Raw genomic sequence first — 19,411 nt, forward strand, 5'->3', positions numbered from 1 at the left:
TTTGGGCCTGTAAGCTCTAGACGTTTTGGCACTTCCCTTGGGATTGATCTGTCTCCTAAAGGGAAGTGTTGTAATTTTGATTGTGTTTATTGCGAGTTAACTCAAGCTAAGATAGTGGACGAGATATCAGATCCGCCAAGCGTTAATGATGTGGTAAATGAGGTCAGGCAAGCCCTTAAAAAAGATAAAAATATTGACGTTATAACGATTACCGCAAACGGAGAGCCTACTTTATATCCGAATTTAGCCGAGCTGATTGCCGAGCTGAATTTGATAAAAGGCGAGTCAAAACTTCTTATACTTTCAAACGGCACGGGTGTGCTTAATCCTAAAATTTACAATGCTCTTTTGGGGCTTGACATAGTTAAATTTAGCCTTGACAGTGCTATTCAAAAGACATTTCTTAAAGTAGATCGAGGCAAAAAAGATCTTTATGTTTCGGATTTGATTGAAAAAATGAGCGAATTTGGTAAGGAATTTGAAGGCGAGCTTGTGCTTGAAATTTTAGTTGTCAAAGGACTGAATGACACTAAAAAGGAGTTTGAGGCTTTAAATTTGGCTATAAATCAAATATCGCCTAGCAGAGTCGATATAAGCAGTATCGATCGCCCCCCGTCATATCCTGTTAAGGGTGTTTCAAGAGAATTTTTAAATGAGCTTGCTTGTGAGATCAAAAACATCCCATGCGTAGTAGCCAGTGCTAAATATAGCGGTGACCTGCTTGAATTTGATGAGGAGCAGCTTTTACGGCTGCTTGCTCGTCGTCCTCAGAGTGAAAATGACGTTAAAAACAGCTTTTCCGAAAACTCAAAAAGAAATTTAAATGAACTTTTAGAATCTAAAAAAATAAAAATAGTAAATATAGCCGGAGCTCATTTTTATAAACTAAGCTAAATTGGTTTTGTAAATTTGAATAGTATCTCAAAATTATCGACAGAAGTGAATAATTTAAGCTAAAATTAATTGACAAAACGAATGTTTTTCTCTATAATAACGCTTTCTTAACAACTTGTTCCGGATTAGCTCAGCGGTAGAGTAGTCGGCTGTTAACCGATTGGTCGCTGGTTCGAATCCAGCATCCGGAGCCATTTCCTTTCAGTTCCATTTTTTTCTTTATTTTTCCATTTTATTCTTTTTCTTTCTAAAAAGTTCTTAAAAAGCCTTAAATACGAGCTTAGAATCAACTATTTTTCTTTGATTTTTGATCTATTTTTGCTTAAATTTTTCTTATTTTTTCTTTAAATTTCTTATTGATTCTACTCTATTCCGAAAAAAAGTGAGTCAAAAGTGAGTCACTAGATAAAAACTTAAACAAGTGACTCACTTTTTAATAAGGTATGACTTTGAAACTTTTTATGATTATATGTTATTACAAAAATATATGTTTACTTTTTAGTTATTGGTTCGAATCCAAACATAGGACTATCAAAATCTATAATTTTATAAGTTCAATATTTATTGAGCTGTAGAGGCTATTCAAGGTTTTTCTTTTTAACATATTTATAAACTTATGACTTTATTATTCTATAAAAAAGTTAGTAAAAAGATTACAATATAAACAATTTTTAAATAAATCCTAAGAGTTAAAAAATATAATATTTAATATCAATTTTATTTTAAAAAAAGGAAAAATAATGAAAAGCAAAATTTCATTAAGCGTTGCTCTCCTGTTTGCTATAGGGGGGGGGGTTGCAAGCAGCCGAAGAGGTGAAGCTTGATGCCATAGAAGTGGCATCAGATTACTTAGGTGAAAGCACCGAGGATAGTAACTCTTACGGATACAAGGCAAGTAAAGCTGCTACTGGTTTGGAGCTTTCAATTCTTAAAACTCCACAATCTACAGATGCTTTAACAAGTAAAAATCTAAAACAAACAACTAGCTCGAGTTACGAAGCAAACGATGCATTAAATAGAGTTGTTGGTGTAAGTTTTAGAAAAAGAGACCCTGAAAGATTTGAAATTCACTCAAGAAACAGCGAAGTTGATAGTATCTCAATAGATGGCGTAACACTTCAAAACGCTCAGCACAATGGAATTTCCGAAGTAGGATTAACAGATACTTCGCTACTTGATAGAATCGAAATCGTTCGTGGTGCAACAGGACTTATGAAAGGTGCCGGAGAGCCTTCGGCAAACATAAACTTAGTCCGCAAAGTGCCGCATGTTACAAAAGATTTTGCAAGACTTGGATTAAGTTATGGATCTTGGGATTTTAAAAGAGTTGATACTGATTTATCTTATGCACTCAATAAAGACAGGAGTATTAGGGCAAGATTAAATTTTGCTCTACAAGACAGGGATTATTTTGTAGATAGATATAAATCAAGAAAAGGAGTAGTTGCTGGAGTTGTTGATTTTGATATCGGTGATAGCTCGCTTTTAAGAATTGGAGCCGATTATATAAATACTAAAAATAAAGCTACAATGTGGTCAGGACTTTTTAGAAAAGATGCAAGTGGAAACACTTTGGACTTTCCTATAGGCTATAACTTTTCACCGTCTTGGGCTAGTTCATCAAGTGTAGTTACTACACAATTCTTAAATTTTAGACATTTTTTTGATAATGATTTTGAGCTAGATTTAAGCTATAACCACCAAAATTTTAAGCAAGATTGGTATCGATTTGATGTGGATAATTCTACATATATTAACGGAAATTTTACAAAAGCATCGTCTTTATTTACAAAAGCAGATAGAAAAATTGATGTTTTAACGGCTAAACTAAGCGGTGATTACGAAATAGCAAATATTGCTAATCAATTTGCTCTTACTCTTCAAAGTAATAAAAATAAATTAAATTTTGATATTTACAAACCTACTACCGCAGCAGGAATTTGGGATTCTTTTGATTTTAGTGGCAGATTTTTTGAAGGCAAGTTTAATCAAGGTAGACCAGATTACGAATTAGCCGATAAGGCAAATATGAAAACAACCCAAAATTCAATTAGTCTTATTAATAACACTAATTTGACAGACAATCTTTCAGTCTTACTCGGTTTAAGACTCACTAAGTATTCAAGAGTTACAAAAACAGATCAAGGCAGCTGGTATGAAGCTGAAGATTATAAAAATAATAATGTATCTAAATATTTTGGTTTAACTTATGAATATATCAAAGGACATACAATTTATGCAAGTATAACCGATATTTTTACTCCACAAGCTGAAATTGACGAAAACAAGAAAAAACTTAAACCTATAGTCGGAACGAACTATGAAATAGGTTTGAAATCGCAATTTTTAGATGGAAATATAAACACTAATTTAGCGGTTTTTGAAACAAGACGAAATGGAGTTGCTTCGTTTGTTAAATCTATAGAACACGATACAATTTGGATTTATGAACCAGTAAATGGTGCTAAAACAAGAGGATTTGAAGTTGGACTAAGCGGAAATATTGGTAACCTAAATATTTATGGAGGTTATACTTATGCGGTCGCAAAAGATCATAAAAAACAACCTTTAAACACTTACATTCCAACAAAAACTTTTAAATTTGCTCTCGACTATGAAATCCTTAAAGGAGTTAACGTTGGCGGTGATTATAGTTGGAGAAATACTACATATTTAGCTTGGGATGATAAGAAATTTGATACTCCAGCTTTCGGAATTTTAAACTTGCATGCAAATTATCAAGTTACACCTAAATTTAAAGTTCAAGCAAATATCAACAACGCTCTCAACAAAAAACATATCTTAAATGATTGGGGTCGGTATACAAATGGCGAGCCACGCAATTTTATGCTAAGGGCTGAATACGAATTTTAGTTTATAAAACTCCTTTTTAAGTTTTTGGGCTAGATTTTCTAGCCCAAAAATATACCTTTAAGGCTTGCTTTGAAAAAAATGATAAAAAAATTACACCTTTATTTGGGTTTTGTTTGCGCTTTGATTTTTTTAAATTTATCAATATCTGGGATTATGATAAGCTTTTTTAATGATTATAGTCATTTGATCGACAAAGTTTACTATGGACAGATGAGAGGAGAGCAAAAGAGCCTTAATACAATTTTGACAGATTTAAAGAAAAAAAACCAAAATTTTGCTCTAGAGCGTATAGTTTTCGGAGATTATTATGTTGGCTTTAGAGGATACGAAAATGATAAAAGTAGAAGCTTTTATTTTTACTCTAAAGATGGTACTTTTATTGGTAGCAATATTGCTTCAAATAAATTTTTAAATTTTATATACTCTTTACATTTTAATCTTGGCTTCGAAATATTTGGCTATGAAAAAATTGGGGAGTGGATTATTACGTTAGCCAACCTTGGAATTTTATTTTTTATTTTTTCCGGTATCTATCTTTATATGCCTGATTTAAAGCGAAATTTAAAAAAATCAATGAGCTTAAATTTCAATTTTCGTAGTCTCGCTAAATTAAGGAATTTGCACTCAGTTTTTGGGCTTTATATTGCCTCTATTTTAATGATTATTTCGCTTACGGCTACTTACTATTGCTTTTCTTATGTCATGGATTTTATAAACAAATTTGAAAGTGATCTAAAATTTTCCCAGCCTGAGAAAGATTTTATAGGGATTGATTTTGACAAGGCACTATCTAGTTTTCAAAATATTAGCAATAATTCTTGGCTATGCATTTACGACAAAGATAGCTATAAGATTATATTAGGAAATTTTGACCATTATAATATTACAAGAGATGAAGATAAAAATTTTCATATGAAAGAAAGTAAGTATTATTTATATGATGTTATTTACAATCTTCACACGGGATTTTTTAATCGCTTTACACAAATTGTTTGGGTAATTTGTTGCATTGGGTTTTTAGTTGTAGTTTGGCTTGGTATCAAAATGGGATTTAGAAAAAGAAAAAAACTAGACACTAAATTTAACAATTTAAGCATGATCGATTTTTTAAGAAATCTACTAAATGTAACTAAATTTCCCTAATTCTTAAACCAAATTACCGGCTTTAAGCTTCCTAAACTTAAATCAGCAAATCTATAGAGATAAAAACCAAGTTCGCGTTTAGCTTTTATATCAGATAAAAGAGCTAACATTAACCTTGAAGCTAAGAATATGAGTAAGGAAGAGTTAAACAGCCTTGACTTTGAAACCATAGCTATTAAACAAGATAATAAATTCGTAAGCTTAAAAGAGCTTGGAGCAACAGCGATAAGTAATATAATGAAAAACAATGAATTAAGGTTTTTAATACATCTAGCAGATAATAACATAATAAGCTCAAATGAGCTATACAATATCTCATATCTTAACCATACTCTAAATAGCAATGATAAGCAGATACAAGAAAAGGATAGATTTTATAAGAGAGTGGATGTGAGGGTGTGAATTGGTGATACTAAATAAAAGAGTGAATTTAAGGCTTATGGTTATTAGGCAATATAATTAATCTATACTTCATATCTCAACACATCAACTTAACTGTTTTTATAAAATATGCTATAATACTTGTAATGCAAATAATACAAAGGACTAAATATGCAAATTTCAGTTAGACTAGATAAAGATATAGGAACTAAGCTTGAGAGATTAGCAAAAGATACCAAACGAACAAAAAGCTTTTACGTTCAAGAAGCCATAAAAAGATTCTTAGAAGATATGAATGATTATATAGATGCTATGGAAGAGTTAAAAAAGATAGAGAGTGATCCTAATCCTCAGTTTTATACTATTGATGAAGTAGCTAAAGAGCTTGGCGTAAAAATATGAAAGTAAATTTCAGTAAAAATGCGTTAAAAGAGCTTAAGAAGTTAGATAATAGTGTTGGCATTAAAATACTTAAAAAACTAAAAGAGATAGAAGGCTTAGATAATCCTCGTGATGAAGGCAAGCCACTTATTGGAAATCTATCTGGTCTTTGGAGATACAGAGTCGGAGGATATAGAATAATATGTAAGATAAAAGATCATGAGCTTATAGTGCTTGTACTTGGTGTTAGAAATAGAAGCGATGCTTATGATGGTGAGTTTGATAGTTGTTGATTTTATTGAGACAGTTTCAGCGGTTTGTATTAATGAATTCATTGAAAAAAGAAATGAGTTTTCATTTTTGTCGGCAGAGGAAATTATCAACAACATTATTTATTGTTGCGATAAAATGAAAATAGAATTAAACAACAACAATCGCGGAACTAGTATCTTGCTGGACTAATAAAAATAAAATAGTAATATTAAAAAATACATATGAAAAATTTTGAGCATTGTAATTAAATCTAAAAATATATAGCCAACTAATATAAGATACTAAAAGATATTTTAGTTAAATTTATAAAATATAAAAGTACCTAAAATACGGCATTTGATTAAACATAAAAAACCTATCATTTTTTTTCATATCATTTAAAACCCTAAACTTAGGGATTTAACCTATTTTTATAATTTTACCTTTTAAAAACCGATTGAAAAATTTATGAAATTTAACAAAAACTTTTCCTATTTGTTCCATTTTATTTCTAAGCTTATCCTATTTTATTCTACTTTATTCCGAAAAAAAGTGAGTCAAAAGTGAGTCACTACCATTTTTTTAGTAAGCTTAAAGTGGCTAAAATACAGTGTTTAATGCAAGCCGGTTCTGATTCAGCATCCGGAGCCATTTACTTGTAAAAACCCCTTTAAAACCCCGATTTTACCTATATCTAAGAGAGTTTAAGTCTTCTTGATTTTTGCATTTTTCCCCTTTATTTCCCCTCTGTTTGTTTTTATTTTCTAGATTTTTATGTGCTACTCTAAAATATTTTAAATCATATTATTTATCAAGCCATCATCAATGCAATTTTAAAAACTTCATGATTTTTGTCGCAAGTTGTTCTAAATCACTCTAAAATAATACATTTTATCAACTTTCTTTAAAAAACTATATTTTTTCAAAATAAAAGCGGCATCGCCAGTATAATTAATATTAGAAAATATTAGTAAAAGGATTTTAATATGGGAAATATAGATTTTTTTGAAAAAACTCTTGAGAGTCTTGAGCGTCAGTTTGTAGGCAGGCAGTCCCTAAACCGTCAAGAGACCGCTAGGGCTCTTGACATAGGTGTATCTACTCTTGATTTACGCATTAAAGAGGGTAGAAATTTACCTGAGTATATAAAAATAGGAGATGCGAAGAATTCAAGAATAGTATTTACTCTTGTATCAATCGCGCAGTTTCTAACCGAATCAAGACAAAAGGTAATATAATGAAAGTAAAGCATAGTCGAATTAACAAAATCTCCCTTAGACTAACCGATAATGAAATGAATTTATTGGAAACTAATGCATCTTTGTGTGGTTTAAACAAATCAGCCTTTGTAAGAGATGTTTTACTTAAAGCTAAACCCCCTATCCATAAATTCGATAAAGCTATGGTTAACCAACTTTCGCGGGTGGGGAACAATTTAAATCAAATCGCAAAGCATGTAAATATAAGTAGAACTATAGATAGAATGGTTTTAAAGCAGATACTTGATGTTAACAAAAAATTAGACAACTTAATCGATAAAAAATAGATTCAAAAATAAAACATGCTAGTTAAATTCTTTTCTAATGAACAAGGCGGAAGCATATCCGGGATCAACTATCTTTTAAATCATAGAGTAAAAGATAAAACCGCATATGTTATAAAAGGTAGTGAAAGCGTAACCAGAAATATAGTTTCAAGCATAACCAAAAAGCAAAAGCTATGTATGGGCTGTCTATCGTTTGAAGAAAAAGATATTGACTTAAAGACTAAACAAAGAGTAATAGATGAATTTGAAACTCTTCTATTTGGAGATGATAAGGATAGATACAATATATTATGGGTAGAACATACCGATAAACAAAGACTTGAACTAAATTTTGCTATTCCAAAGATAGACTTAATAACAGGACTAGCCTTTAATCCCTACTATGACAAAGTAGATAGAAAGCTAGTTGATTCTTGGCAAAATTACACAAACTTAAGGTTTAATCTTTCCGATCCAAAAGATCCTTCTAAATCTCATATACTTCAAGGTTCAAGAAAAGATTTAAATATAGTAAAAGACTATATAGAGCTTGAAAGGATTCTAGTAGATAAATTAATCAATAATGAATTTAGTTGCAGAGATGACATCTTACAAGCCCTTAAAGATAGCAATATAGAAGTAACCAGAATAGGAAAAGACTATATATCAGTCAAGCTACCAAATAGTAAAAAGGCTAAAAGATTTAAAGGAGATATGTTTCATGAAAGCTTTGCAGACACTACAAGCTTGGAGCAACTCAGAGAAAAGACACAAAGAAGAGCAAAAGAGTTTAAAGATACAAGGGATGGAAATAATGCTGGCGAACAAGAACCAAGAAGTTTCATCTTTGAAAACGAAATATGCAAACCTAGAGACATCTTTTCAGGAGTTGCAATTGAGAAATTTAGAATTATCAAATTCAAACAAAGCCTGTCAAAAAGAGATCAAGAGCTTAACAGACTCAAAACAAAACTTAACAATGCAATACAAAAAAGAAACAACTGGCTTAAAGAACAATCTTCAAGAGAGCCAAGAAGAAACTCAAATATATCAAATATTATCAGCGATAATATTTATAGTGATAGTTTTTATATCAATATGGAGTTACAGCCTCTATTCGGAAAACAAAAAACTCAAACAAACAAATCAAAACATGAAAACTTATATAAAACAAAATATAACTGGCAACCAGCAATAGATAACAAAACCAAAATTTTTACTACAAGGATGTATTATGACACTACTAGAGCAGGAATTATTCAAAGAATTAAAAATAAGAGATAAGCAAGAAAAAGAGAAATTAGAGTTGTTCAATCAAGTATTGCAGGAATTAAGGAGTTTGGACAAGAGATTGACCGGCTTAGAAGCAGTATTCAAAGAACAAACTCTAATACAACAAGAATTTCAAAATTCATTGATGGATTTAGAAGAAAGATTGATATCCTTAGAGAGTTGTCATTTGACATTATCTCAAGAGTTGGTTGGGTTAAAAGGGAAGTTAGAAACTTATTCAAGCTAAAGCCAAAGAAATCTCAAGATATATCCAAAAGAAGAGATATGAGTGATATGGGGTTTGGGTAGGATAAAATATACCATAAAATAAATAGACACTCTCTTGTCCATCCAACCTGTTATAATTATAAAAAACAAAAAGGACTAAAATGCTATCTAAATCACAATACACAAGAGGTCTGCAGTGTCCTAAGTCTTTATGGCTTTATAAATTTAGACGCTACCTTGAAAACAAATATATTGATAATACAAAATTTGAGATAGGTAATGAAGTAGGAAGGCTTGCACAAGAGTATTTTAAAGGCGGAATTCTAATAGAGTTTGATCCGAGTAACTTTGAAAGTATGGCAGAAAGGACAAAGGAGCTTATAGATAGTGGGGCAAAAATCATCTATGAAGCCACATTTATATCAAATGGTGTTTTTGCTATGGCTGACATCTTGGTAAAAAACGGTAGCGAGTATGAAATTTACGAAGTTAAATCAAGTACTAGTGTAAAAGATTATCATATAGACGATATCAGTGTGCAGTGGTATTGCATAAGCTCTGTTTTACCTCTTAAGAAAGCCTGTATCATGCATATAGATAACTCTTATGAGAGAGTTGGAAAGATAAATTTAAACGAACTGTTTCATATAGAAGATATAACAAATATAGTTATCGCCAAACAAGATGAAGTTAGAGATAACCTAACAAATTTAAACAATATGCTAAGCCTAGATGAGCCTGATATAAAGATAGGAACACAATGCTATAGCCCATTTGAGTGTAGTTTCTCACAGCACTGCTTTAAAGATGTGCCTGAAATTTCTATATTAAATCTATACCGCATTAATCAAACCAAGGCATACGATATGTATCATAACGGTATTGTAAGCTATGAAGATATTTTAAAAAGCGATATAAGCTTAACAGAAACTCAAAGGCTTCAAGTAAGCACAAATGATAACAGTCCATATATAGATAAAAGCATAATAGATGAGTTTATCTCTAATGTAAAATATCCTATAAACTTCTTAGACTTTGAGACATTTCAAGATGCTATTCCAAGATTTGACCACCAAAGACCATACGCCCAAGTAACCTTTCAATACTCGCTTCATATACTTCATGAAGATGGCAGATTAGAGCACTTTGAATTTTTAGGAGATGGGGTAAACGATCCAAGGCAAGCTCTAGCCAAAGATATGCTTAAAAAAATAACCAAGCAAGGATCGATAATGGCTTATAATATGAGCTTTGAGAAAAGCAGAATAAAAGAGCTTGCAGAGCTTTTGCTTGAACTCAAAGATGAATTATTAGCCCTTAATGAAAGATTTATAGATCTACTGGTTCCGTTTCGTTCTCTTGGATACTATGATAAAAACTTCCACGGTAGCTTTTCTATCAAGTCTGTTCTGCCTGCTTTATTTCCAAATAATAAAGAGCTTAGCTATAAAGAGCTTGATATACAAAACGGAGGAGATGCAAGTAGTGAGTATGCAAATCTAATCTATCAAACAGACAAAAAAGAGATAGAGAAAGTAAGGCAAAATTTACTTAAATACTGTCATCTTGATACACTTGCTATGGTTGAGATATTTAAGAAATTACAAGATCAAATAAAGACAAAAAGCATATTCTAGTTTTTATTAGAATTTCTAAAAATTTAAAGGAAAAAAATGAAAATATTTAAAAATAATGCCAGATATGGAATTAAAAAAGGCAATAAAGTAATAATAAAGCCCGAATTTAGCTATGTCAGAGAGATAAAAACTGGAAATTTTTTACTTGCAATAAGATTTAAAGAAAAAGAATGTACACTTTTTTTCTTTGATGGAGATCTTAAATTTTTACAACATGCTAGTTATATTTCAGTTTGTCCTAATGAGTGCGGATTTCTTGTTTGTTCTTGTAGTAACGAATTTATTAATGATAAAAAAATGGGTTTTTATGATGGTTTTGGCAAACTAATTTTACCTTGCATTTTTAGCAACATTGAACTAATGGATAACTTTTTGTTGGCTTTAAATAACGAAGGTAGTTTTTTATTTGATTTAAGCGGTAAAAAAGTTCAAAAATTACTTATAAATGGGGTGCAAATCAATCCAAATTCTAAAGAATTTGAATTATCAAATTATTATGGTTTATTACAAGTTAAAGATCAAAATAGTCAAGTTAGTCATTATAGCTTGGAGCTAGGAAAGCAAGTTTTACAATATTTTAGTGACATTTATTGCATTGTAACACTATCATCCAGCAATAATGTAATTAAAGCAAATTATGCTGGAAAATTTGGTGATAAATGGGGTATTAGCGATTTATATAATTCATATATCTTGCCATATCAACCAGCGGTTCGTTGTAGTGATTTTATTATTTTTGGTGATTTTAAAAAATATGGTAAGACCGAATATTGTGGAATTTGCGACCTGAACGGAAATGTTATATTGGAATCAAAATTACAAAAAATAACCTACATTGGGTGCGATATGTTTTATATTGAAGAATCAAATGCCATGGGCGGAGCTTGGGATGATTATTATGTGGATTCTAATGGTAAGAATATTCGTGCGTCTTGGTTTTATAAAGTATTACAGAAACTAGCTGATAATAAATTTATTGTTTTGAGTAGTGGTAAAAAAATCATTGTAAATGGTCTGGATTGGAATCATAGTGAATTATGTATTTGTGATGATGAGTGATTATGAAGGTTTAGCATTAACAATAAAAGTGCAATTTTTAAGATTGTGATATTTTTATATCATATTTAGCCAAAAATGTCCATTTTATATCACTATAATTTCTATACAAAAAGGAGAAATTGTGAAAAAATTTTACTATATTCACGGATACAACGGAGAAAGAGTTTTAAAAGCAAAGCATTTAAGTGAGGTTTTGGGTGTGGAAGTAGTACCGCTTTGCTATAATAGCAAGGCTGATTTTGAGACAAATTTAAAATCTCTTTTAGGCAATTTTAACAAAGAAGATGAAAGCACAAAAGTTATCATAGCTTCATCTCTTGGCGCTTATTATGCTCTTGCTTTAACTGAAGAGATTGATAATTGTTTTTTAAGACTTTTTAATCCCTGTTTAGATCCAAAAAATGAGCTTTTAAAATTTGGTTGTGAAGAAAAAATAGCTAGTAGTTATAGGGCTGGTAATGAGTTTTTTAAACTATTTGATTTAAAAATTTTTCTCTCAATTGACGATGAAATTTTGCCAAATAATATTAAAAATATAGAAAAATTTCTTAATGATTATAAAATCATTACAATAGACGACAAGCATCAAATAGATAACTTCACAAAATACAAAGATGAAATATTGCATTTCAAAAGAACAGATACAAAGATAGCAAATGATGAAAGTTTAAGCAAAAGATTACTGTCTCTAAATAGCCACTTAATAGAGCTTGAAGCTAAAATTTTAAAAATTATAGAAATTGATTTGGAGGCTTTAAAAAATTGTTGCGATATTCAAAACTCATATTTATCTTTTGTGATTTATTATTTTGATCGAAACAATAAATTGATTTTTGATGATAAATATGATTATCTGCCTGCTATTGACAATATAAGCTATGAATTTTCTAATTCTACTAATAAGTTAAATTGCAAGAAATTTAAGCACTTAGACTATCCTATGAAAGACCAAGAGAATTGCTTTTTTTATTCCAATCTTCACCATTCTTTGTACTATTACGATATTTTCAGAATTTATCATTTTAAATCTAGTATAGAAACAAAAATAAATATAACTAGTGAAGAGCTAAATTTAAAGCGTCTAAATATTAACGAATTAACTTATCTTGATAAGTGCAGTTATGAAGATGCACAGGAAGTTATAAAAATTAACAATTCCTTGAAAAAACTACAAAATATCTTAATTGAAAAGGCGCTTTTTTATGAAAATGAGCTTAATAAAAAACTTCAAAGAGGGTTAATCTGTGCTTATGATATATATTTTACTCTCAGCTTTTACATTGACGAAAGAGATCCTTGTTATAAAAAAGATATTGATAATTTAATAGCAATTGCAAGAGAGCCATTGAATATGACAAATGATATAAAAAGGCCTGAATTTATGAATAAATGGTTTAAAAAACATAATACAGTGCTTATTAGAACTAACTATAAACAGTATTTAAAAAATATACATATTTGCTATCTTTTTAGCCTGCTTGAAAACTATACAAATATTGCCTATGCGAATGATACACTCAACCAAATGTCACGAATAGGTCGTATTGATTTGGACATAGATTACACGCAGTATTTAAGTTAAATTTTATTTTTAAAGGATATGGTTTGGAAACAAAAGTAGATTGTGTGGAGCCAAATTTCACAAAGTTTTTTGAAGAATTTAATGGAGTACTAAAAAACTACAACGAGCAAGAAAATAAAAGAAGAATCCGTGGTTTGCATGATTACAATATTTTTACTACTTTGTTAAAAGAAAGTGATGAAGTCAGGCTTCACTCGCGGTTTTTATATTCACTGCTTAACCTAGAAGGCGGACATTATCAAGATGATTTGTTTTTACAACTATTTTTAAAAAATATTGGCGAGCAAGATTGGCTAGATACAAAGGGAGCAAAAGTATTTAAAGAATATGGAAATATTGATATTTATATCACAAATGAAGCAAAACATATTATCTTAGAAAATAAAATATACGCTAATGATCAAAAAGAACAAATTGAGCGATATATTAATTTTTTGTTTGGGCAAAATAATATCAACTGCAATAAACAAGAAAGACAAGATCCTGAGATTTTAGTGCTGTTTTTAAGTCCATTTGGGCGTAGTGCTAGCGAGTATAGTCTTGGTAATTATGAGCTTAAAAATGGAAAGCTTACATGTGGAAAATTTAGTGCGCGATACAAAGAAATTTCGTATCAGTCTGATATTTTAAACTGGCTTAATGAATGCGAGAAAGAAGTTGAGAATTTGACTGATTTAGCAGTGTTTATTAAACATTACAGGCAGGTTGTTTTAAGTATTACAAATCAAAAACAAGGAAAAAAAATGGATGAAATTTTAGATAAAATCATTAAAAACTATGGTATAGCAAGAGAGATAAATGCAAATTTTGACCAAGCTAAACAGTTTATGATTTTGAACTTTTTAGAAAAAATCGAAAAAGAGAGAAAATTAGAAGATCAATTTGAAGATAAAATTGTTTCTTATAAACTAGACAAATTAGAATTTAACAAGCCGCTTTTTACAATTCGCGATAAAAATTGTGGAGATAATGGATTTGTTTTCGCTCTAGAAATTGAAAATTTAAGCAGAATTTATCTCAGCATAAAACACAAGCAAAACATAAAAATAAACTACCAAAGCCTTGAAAATACAGCCTATAAGGAACTTCAAAGTAAAGTCGAAAAAGATCGCGGTAAAATCGAAAAGGATAGCGAAAGAATAGCTTGGGAATATATTTCTAAAGACATAGATATAGCTGATGAAATTCATAAAAACGAAGATGAATTTTACAAGCTTATTTTAGAAAGTCTTTTGGGATTTGTTAAATATTATGAAGAAGAAATCCGTGCAATTAACAATCAAGCATCACAGCAGTAGGTAAAAGGCGAATTCTCGCTTTTTACCGCTAAAACAAATCCTTAAGTTCATAATTTTTTAGTAGAAAATCTTTCATTTTTAATCTATAGTTTTTTAATGTAGCAAGATCATCCTTTAGTTTATTAGTAAAAATTGTAATGTCTTCTAAAGTTTCAAATTTCATTACTCTTTCATCGAATTTTAGTCTATTTCTTACAAATTTTATTTTTCTTGCAATAAGACATTGTCGTTTTTTGTCTATTTGAAAAAGTCGCTTTTTAAGATATGAGTCACCGCAAATCATACATACTCCGGAATCTATTGAAATAAATTTGTAGTCAATCTCAACTAGTGATAAATTTCTAGCCAAATCAAGTACAAAAATCTCACACAATCCAATATCATCTTTGAGACCGGCTAAAAATCTATTTATTTGTTGATCTGGATTTAATTCCGGCAGAAATTTTTCATTAAAAAACACAAGTGTTTGTAATTGTTCTATAAGATCAAAAATAGACTTAGTACTACAATAAAGCTCTTTTAAGCCATAATTAAAATCCTCTTGTTTGCTTTTAATGGTTGAGTCATATACATAAGAAACCAAATTTACAACATTTTCTAGCATATTTTAACTTCTTGAAAAATAATTAAAATTTTGTTGGCATGGAATCATTTTTAAGATACAACGGATGAGCGGGCTCGCCTGTTTTGTTGAGTTTTATACAGTATTTATTGCTAATTTTTTTACTTACTGCGGCACTTCTTTGCATAAAAGCTCCATTATTTCCCCAAGCACATACTACTTTGTCCGTTTTGTTGGTATATTCGCTTATATATTTATCATTTTCGCTTCCTGTCGGATCTTTGCTTTCAAAAAGAGCGTTAGGGTTTGTTGATACTAGCGCAAATAGATTTAACATATAAAAACCACCATATCCCCAAGAGTTAGCAAATTTGATACATTTTTTTATTGTTGAATCATCCTGTTTGCCATCAGCTATTGATGGATTTAAACCTATAAATGTTACCATAGGCTTGCTTTCATCCCAATAAATATCTGTATTTGCCATCTTTTGAAAATATTGCGTCTTGTTTAATTTGATTGTCCATTGCATCTCCTTTAAAATAAATTTAAAAAATTATATCGTAAAATAAAGCCACTTTCCTGTCCACTTTTTTAGTTAAAATTTGCTAAAAAGGAGCAAAAATGCAAGCAAAAATAGATTTAGCCAAAAACATAATAAACGAAGCAAACGCTATTATAATCACAGCAGGAGCTGGAATGAGTGTAGATAGCGGTCTACCTGATTTTCGTGGAGATCGAGGATTTTGGAGGGCATATCCGCCTTTAAAAGATAAGAATCTAAGCTTTACAGATATGGCAAATCCTCAGTGGTTCTTTTCTAATCCAAAGCTTGCTTGGGCATTTTATGGACATAGACTTAAGCTATATAATGCCACTACCCCTCACGAGGGATTTTATCTACTTAGAGAGCTTTGTAAAGAAAAAGATGATAACTACTTCATCTACACTTCAAACGTAGATGGACACTTTGCTAAAGCCGGGTTTGATAAGGATAAAATTTACGAGTGTCATGGAATCATACACCACACTCAGTGCATATATAAAGACGATGGAGCTATCTGGGCAATAGATGAGAATGAGATAGAGGTAGACGAAGATAAATTCGAAGCTACTAAGATGCCTATATGTAAAGAGTGTGGATGTGTAATGCGTCCAAATATACTTATGTTTTACGATGGTACTTTTAACTGGAATAGAACCAAAGCTCAGTATCATAGATATGAGGCTTGGTTAAGTAAAAACATGAACTCTAAAATTGCTATTATCGAGATAGGAGCTGGACTAGCCGTTCCAACTATAAGAGCTTACGGAGAAAGAATGGCAAAGAGATTTAACAAGGCAAATCTAATACGTATAAATCCGGTAGATACCAAGATAAACCCATATTATGGAATAAGCATAAAGATGGGTGGATTAGAAGCTTTAAGGGCTATTTTAGAATGAGCTTGGCTTTTGCTGAGACTTCCTGGTAGTTTAAATTTGGTGGTTTTGTGTTAAAATTTAGCTTAAACTCAAAGGAAAAATATGAAAAAACTAGAGATAAACAACTTGCCACCGATTTTTAATGAGGACTGTGAAATTTTAATCCTAGGCTCATTTCCGTCTACCAAATCAAGGCAAGCGGAGTTTTACTACTCAAATCCTGCGAATAAATTTTGGCAGATCTTGTCCGTAGTATTTGATGAGAGCCAGCCAAATAGCAAGGATGAGAAGCTAGACTTTCTAAAACGACATAAAATAGCACTTTATGACGCAGCTACGAGCTGTGATATCAAAGGCTCACTAGATAGTCATATGTCAAATGTAAGCCCGACTGATTTAAGTCAAATTTTTAGTAAGGCTAATATTAAGCGAGTCTTTACAAACGGCAAGAAGGCTGATGGGCTTTGCAGACGGTTTCATCTTGATTTTATCACTCAAAAGTGCGGTTGCGAGCCCGTTTGCTTGCTTTCTACTAGTGCGGCAAATGCTAGATTTACAATGGATAAAAAGATTGAAAATTGGAAACAGATTTTAGTAAGATAACACAAAAAAAGGAAATATGATGAAAAAGATAGTTCCTGATAGTAACACAAGTAAATATGGACGCATTAACATAATAGCCCAGCTCATAATAAAAGAGCCTCACTCCATATCACAGCTCTCAGAAAAGCTAGGAGTATCTACTAAGACTATACAAAGGGATCTATATGATGTATTAAAAGACTATGGAGCGGTAAGAAGAGGTAGAATGTGGAGTATTGATGATAGTGATGCTAAAGATAATCTAACCCAAGAAGAGCGTATAGTATTAAACGTTCTTGATAATATCTCAAAGAGTATGGGTGCAAATTTTTATAGCAAGGCTCATATATTGTTCGAGCAGATTACCCAGCAGCTAAATCATCCTATACTTACAAATATAAATAACGAGAAGCTAAGTGAAGATGACTTTATAAATTTTGAACTAATTGAAAAATCTATAAAACAAAAACAAGAGATAGCTTGTAAATATAATGGTTATGAGTTTAGGGTAAAGCCGTTAAAGCTAGCTATGTTTGATGGCTTTTGGTATCTATTACTACTTGATAGTAATAAAAAGGATACCTTTAAGAAATTTCATCTAAGAAGCATAAGCGATATAAAAATACTTGATGAGAAATTTGAGATAAGCAGTGAAATAGAAAACAGAATACAAAACGCAAACTCAGCCTGGTTTGATCTAGTAAAACCAAAGAAGGCAAGATTGCTTCTTGCTCCACAGATCACAAAATACTTTGAGAGAAAACCCTATGCAAAACAAAGCATAACAGGCAAAGATAATGACGGATCAGTAGAAGTAGAGATAGAGTATACAAACATAATGGAGTTAAAGCCACTGATTTACTACTATATACCTTTTATCAAGGTTCTTGGACCAAAGGAGCTGGCTGACACTATAAGAGATGAGATTGGGGAGTATTTTGAGGAGATAGATGTATAACAAATAAAAACAAAAAGGAGTAAATATGGAAAATAACTTAAAAAATCTTTCAGAAGTGTTTAAAGGTTGTTATTTTCGTATTCCAGATTATCAAAGAGGATATTCATGGGAGAAAGGACAATTAGAGCAATTTTGGGAGGATATTGAGAATATAAGCAGCCAAAGAAATGTTCACTATATGGGTGTTTTAACTGTAGAAAAAGTGTCTGAAAATGAGAAAAAAAGAGGATATTTTGAAAACGATTTTGGTGCAAATAATTCTGAGACTTATTATTTAGTTGATGGACAACAAAGGCTAACAACTATTATTGTATTGTTAAATTGCTTAATATGTAGAGCAGAAAGTCTTGGTTTGGAGTTTTTATTGGATGATGAAATTACTGATGTAAAAAAGAAATATTTATATAAAAATAATAGAGGAAATGTTTTAATGTATATTTTTGGATATACAATAGATAATCCAAGTTCAGAATTTTTTAAGACAAAAATTTTAGGCAATTCTTCTTCCGAAAACAAAGATGTTATAACGCTATATACTAAAAATTTAGAAGAAGCACAAAAATTTTTTACAGAGAAGATAAAAAATTTTAATAACGATACAATTGAGTCATACTATAAAATAATAGTTGAACAACTAAAATTTAATTTGTATGAAATAGGAAATGATTTAGATGTTTTTGTTATTTTTGAAGCAATGAACAATAGGGGGAAGAAGCTCTCTAATTTGGAGCTTTTAAAAAATAGGCTTATATACTTATCTACCAAATTTGAATCTTCAGAAGATGAGCAAAGGCAATTAAGAAATGATATAAACAATACTTGGAAAAATATATATGAATATCTTGGAAAAAATCCAAGTCAAAAATTAGACGACGATGATTTCCTAAAAAACCACTGGATTATGTATTTTAAATATGATAGAAGTCAAAGTGAAGCTTTTGCTAAATTTTTACTAAATGAATATTTTACTCTAAAGCAAGTAAATGAAAAAGCTCTTTGTTTAAGCCATGTAAGTGAATATGTAAAAAATCTACAGGAAAGTATTAAAAATTGGTACTTGATTCATAATCCAAATAAGCTAAATGGCAAGATGAAAATTTATTTAGATCAATTAAACAGAATTGGGTTTGGTGCTTTTAAGCCATTGATTATGGCTATTTTAAACAATAAAACTATAGCACTAGACAATGAATTTCTTGACTTATTAAGCATTATGGAAAAATTCATTTTTTTAATGTTCAAAATATCACAAAGACGATCAAACTATGGAGATAGTGAATTTTATAGAAATGCAAATGAATTTTTTAAAAATGAAATAAGGTTAAGTGATATCAAAAAAAACTACTACAGTTAATAAT

Annotated in this window: 20 protein-coding genes and 1 tRNA gene; 19 read left to right on the forward strand and 2 right to left on the reverse strand. The window is 30.4% G+C overall.

The window, feature by feature from the left end:
* The 15 genes from ACHJH3_RS10660 to ACHJH3_RS10730 form a co-directional block, all read left to right on the forward strand.
* Positions 1 to 894: radical SAM protein (locus tag ACHJH3_RS10660; RefSeq protein ID WP_407064782.1), on the forward strand; the 894-nt coding region annotated here is incomplete at its 5' end.
* A gap of 119 nt (positions 895 to 1,013) precedes the next feature.
* Positions 1,014 to 1,088, forward strand: a tRNA-Asn gene (locus ACHJH3_RS10665).
* Between the two features lie 601 nt (positions 1,089 to 1,689).
* Positions 1,690 to 3,768, forward strand: coding sequence for a TonB-dependent siderophore receptor (locus ACHJH3_RS10670; protein WP_407064783.1), 2,079 nt, complete (start codon positions 1,690 to 1,692; stop codon positions 3,766 to 3,768).
* A 78-nt stretch (positions 3,769 to 3,846) separates the two neighbouring features.
* Positions 3,847 to 4,911, forward strand: coding sequence for a PepSY-associated TM helix domain-containing protein (locus ACHJH3_RS10675; RefSeq protein WP_407064808.1), 1,065 nt, complete (start codon positions 3,847 to 3,849; stop codon positions 4,909 to 4,911).
* Between the two features lie 129 nt (positions 4,912 to 5,040).
* On the forward strand, positions 5,041 to 5,313 hold the full coding sequence (locus tag ACHJH3_RS10680; RefSeq protein WP_407064784.1) for a hypothetical protein: 273 nt from the start codon (positions 5,041 to 5,043) through the stop codon (positions 5,311 to 5,313).
* 150 nt (positions 5,314 to 5,463) lie between these two features.
* Complete coding sequence (gene relB, locus ACHJH3_RS10685) at positions 5,464 to 5,694, forward strand: type II toxin-antitoxin system RelB family antitoxin (protein WP_407064785.1); 231 nt, start codon at positions 5,464 to 5,466, stop codon at positions 5,692 to 5,694.
* On the forward strand, positions 5,691 to 5,966 hold the full coding sequence (locus tag ACHJH3_RS10690; protein ID WP_407064786.1) for a type II toxin-antitoxin system RelE family toxin: 276 nt from the start codon (positions 5,691 to 5,693) through the stop codon (positions 5,964 to 5,966). Before relB ends, ACHJH3_RS10690 begins: the two co-directional genes overlap by 4 nt.
* A gap of 945 nt (positions 5,967 to 6,911) precedes the next feature.
* The gene (locus tag ACHJH3_RS10695; RefSeq protein ID WP_407064787.1) at positions 6,912 to 7,163 is read left to right on the forward strand and encodes a hypothetical protein; all 252 of its coding nucleotides are present in this window, start codon (positions 6,912 to 6,914) and stop codon (positions 7,161 to 7,163) included.
* Positions 7,163 to 7,471: a plasmid mobilization protein gene (locus ACHJH3_RS10700; protein ID WP_407064788.1), complete on the forward strand. Its 309-nt coding sequence runs from the start codon at positions 7,163 to 7,165 to the stop codon at positions 7,469 to 7,471. Before ACHJH3_RS10695 ends, ACHJH3_RS10700 begins: the two co-directional genes overlap by 1 nt.
* Positions 7,472 to 7,486: 15 nt before the next feature.
* The gene (locus ACHJH3_RS10705) at positions 7,487 to 8,734 is read left to right on the forward strand and encodes a relaxase family protein (protein ID WP_407064789.1); all 1,248 of its coding nucleotides are present in this window, start codon (positions 7,487 to 7,489) and stop codon (positions 8,732 to 8,734) included.
* The gene (locus ACHJH3_RS10710) at positions 8,685 to 8,969 is read left to right on the forward strand and encodes a hypothetical protein (RefSeq protein WP_407064790.1); all 285 of its coding nucleotides are present in this window, start codon (positions 8,685 to 8,687) and stop codon (positions 8,967 to 8,969) included. The genes ACHJH3_RS10705 and ACHJH3_RS10710 overlap by 50 nt, the downstream gene beginning before the upstream one ends.
* 142 nt (positions 8,970 to 9,111) lie before the next feature.
* Complete coding sequence (locus tag ACHJH3_RS10715; protein ID WP_407064791.1) at positions 9,112 to 10,587, forward strand: DUF2779 domain-containing protein; 1,476 nt, start codon at positions 9,112 to 9,114, stop codon at positions 10,585 to 10,587.
* Positions 10,588 to 10,623: 36 nt separating this feature from the next.
* Positions 10,624 to 11,646, forward strand: a complete 1,023-nt coding sequence (locus ACHJH3_RS10720) for a hypothetical protein (protein ID WP_407064792.1) — start codon at positions 10,624 to 10,626, stop codon at positions 11,644 to 11,646.
* Positions 11,647 to 11,767: 121 nt separating this feature from the next.
* Positions 11,768 to 13,228: an alpha/beta hydrolase family protein gene (locus ACHJH3_RS10725; protein ID WP_407064793.1), complete on the forward strand. Its 1,461-nt coding sequence runs from the start codon at positions 11,768 to 11,770 to the stop codon at positions 13,226 to 13,228.
* 23 nt (positions 13,229 to 13,251) lie between these two features.
* Positions 13,252 to 14,526 carry a PDDEXK-like family protein gene (locus ACHJH3_RS10730; RefSeq protein ID WP_407064794.1) on the forward strand — a complete coding sequence of 425 codons (1,275 nt, stop codon included), beginning with the start codon at positions 13,252 to 13,254 and terminating at the stop codon, positions 14,524 to 14,526.
* A 28-nt stretch (positions 14,527 to 14,554) separates the two neighbouring features.
* On the opposite strand, the gene ACHJH3_RS10735 is transcribed toward ACHJH3_RS10730, so the two are convergent.
* Both ACHJH3_RS10735 and ACHJH3_RS10740 read right to left on the reverse strand, forming a co-directional pair.
* Complete coding sequence (locus ACHJH3_RS10735) at positions 14,555 to 15,130, reverse strand: hypothetical protein (RefSeq protein WP_407064795.1); 576 nt, start codon at positions 15,128 to 15,130, stop codon at positions 14,555 to 14,557.
* Positions 15,131 to 15,152: 22 nt separating this feature from the next.
* Positions 15,153 to 15,620 (reverse strand): DUF1643 domain-containing protein, encoded by a 468-nt coding sequence (locus tag ACHJH3_RS10740; protein WP_407064796.1) that lies wholly within the window; start codon positions 15,618 to 15,620, stop codon positions 15,153 to 15,155.
* Between the two features lie 92 nt (positions 15,621 to 15,712).
* Between ACHJH3_RS10740 and ACHJH3_RS10745 the strand changes: the two genes are divergently transcribed.
* The 4 genes from ACHJH3_RS10745 to ACHJH3_RS10760 all read left to right on the forward strand — a co-directional run bounded on the left by ACHJH3_RS10745 (position 15,713) and on the right by ACHJH3_RS10760 (position 19,407).
* Positions 15,713 to 16,534, forward strand: coding sequence for an SIR2 family NAD-dependent protein deacylase (locus ACHJH3_RS10745; RefSeq protein ID WP_407064797.1), 822 nt, complete (start codon positions 15,713 to 15,715; stop codon positions 16,532 to 16,534).
* Positions 16,535 to 16,615: 81 nt separating this feature from the next.
* Positions 16,616 to 17,116: a DNA-deoxyinosine glycosylase gene (locus ACHJH3_RS10750; RefSeq protein WP_407064798.1), complete on the forward strand. Its 501-nt coding sequence runs from the start codon at positions 16,616 to 16,618 to the stop codon at positions 17,114 to 17,116.
* 19 nt (positions 17,117 to 17,135) lie between these two features.
* Positions 17,136 to 18,053 (forward strand): helix-turn-helix transcriptional regulator, encoded by a 918-nt coding sequence (locus ACHJH3_RS10755; protein ID WP_407064799.1) that lies wholly within the window; start codon positions 17,136 to 17,138, stop codon positions 18,051 to 18,053.
* Between the two features lie 25 nt (positions 18,054 to 18,078).
* On the forward strand, positions 18,079 to 19,407 hold the full coding sequence (locus tag ACHJH3_RS10760; protein WP_407064800.1) for a DUF262 domain-containing protein: 1,329 nt from the start codon (positions 18,079 to 18,081) through the stop codon (positions 19,405 to 19,407).
* Positions 19,408 to 19,411 lie beyond the last annotated feature (4 nt).

Source organism: Campylobacter canis (genome assembly GCF_045504005.1).
GTDB lineage: Bacteria > Campylobacterota > Campylobacteria > Campylobacterales > Campylobacteraceae > Campylobacter_A > Campylobacter_A canis.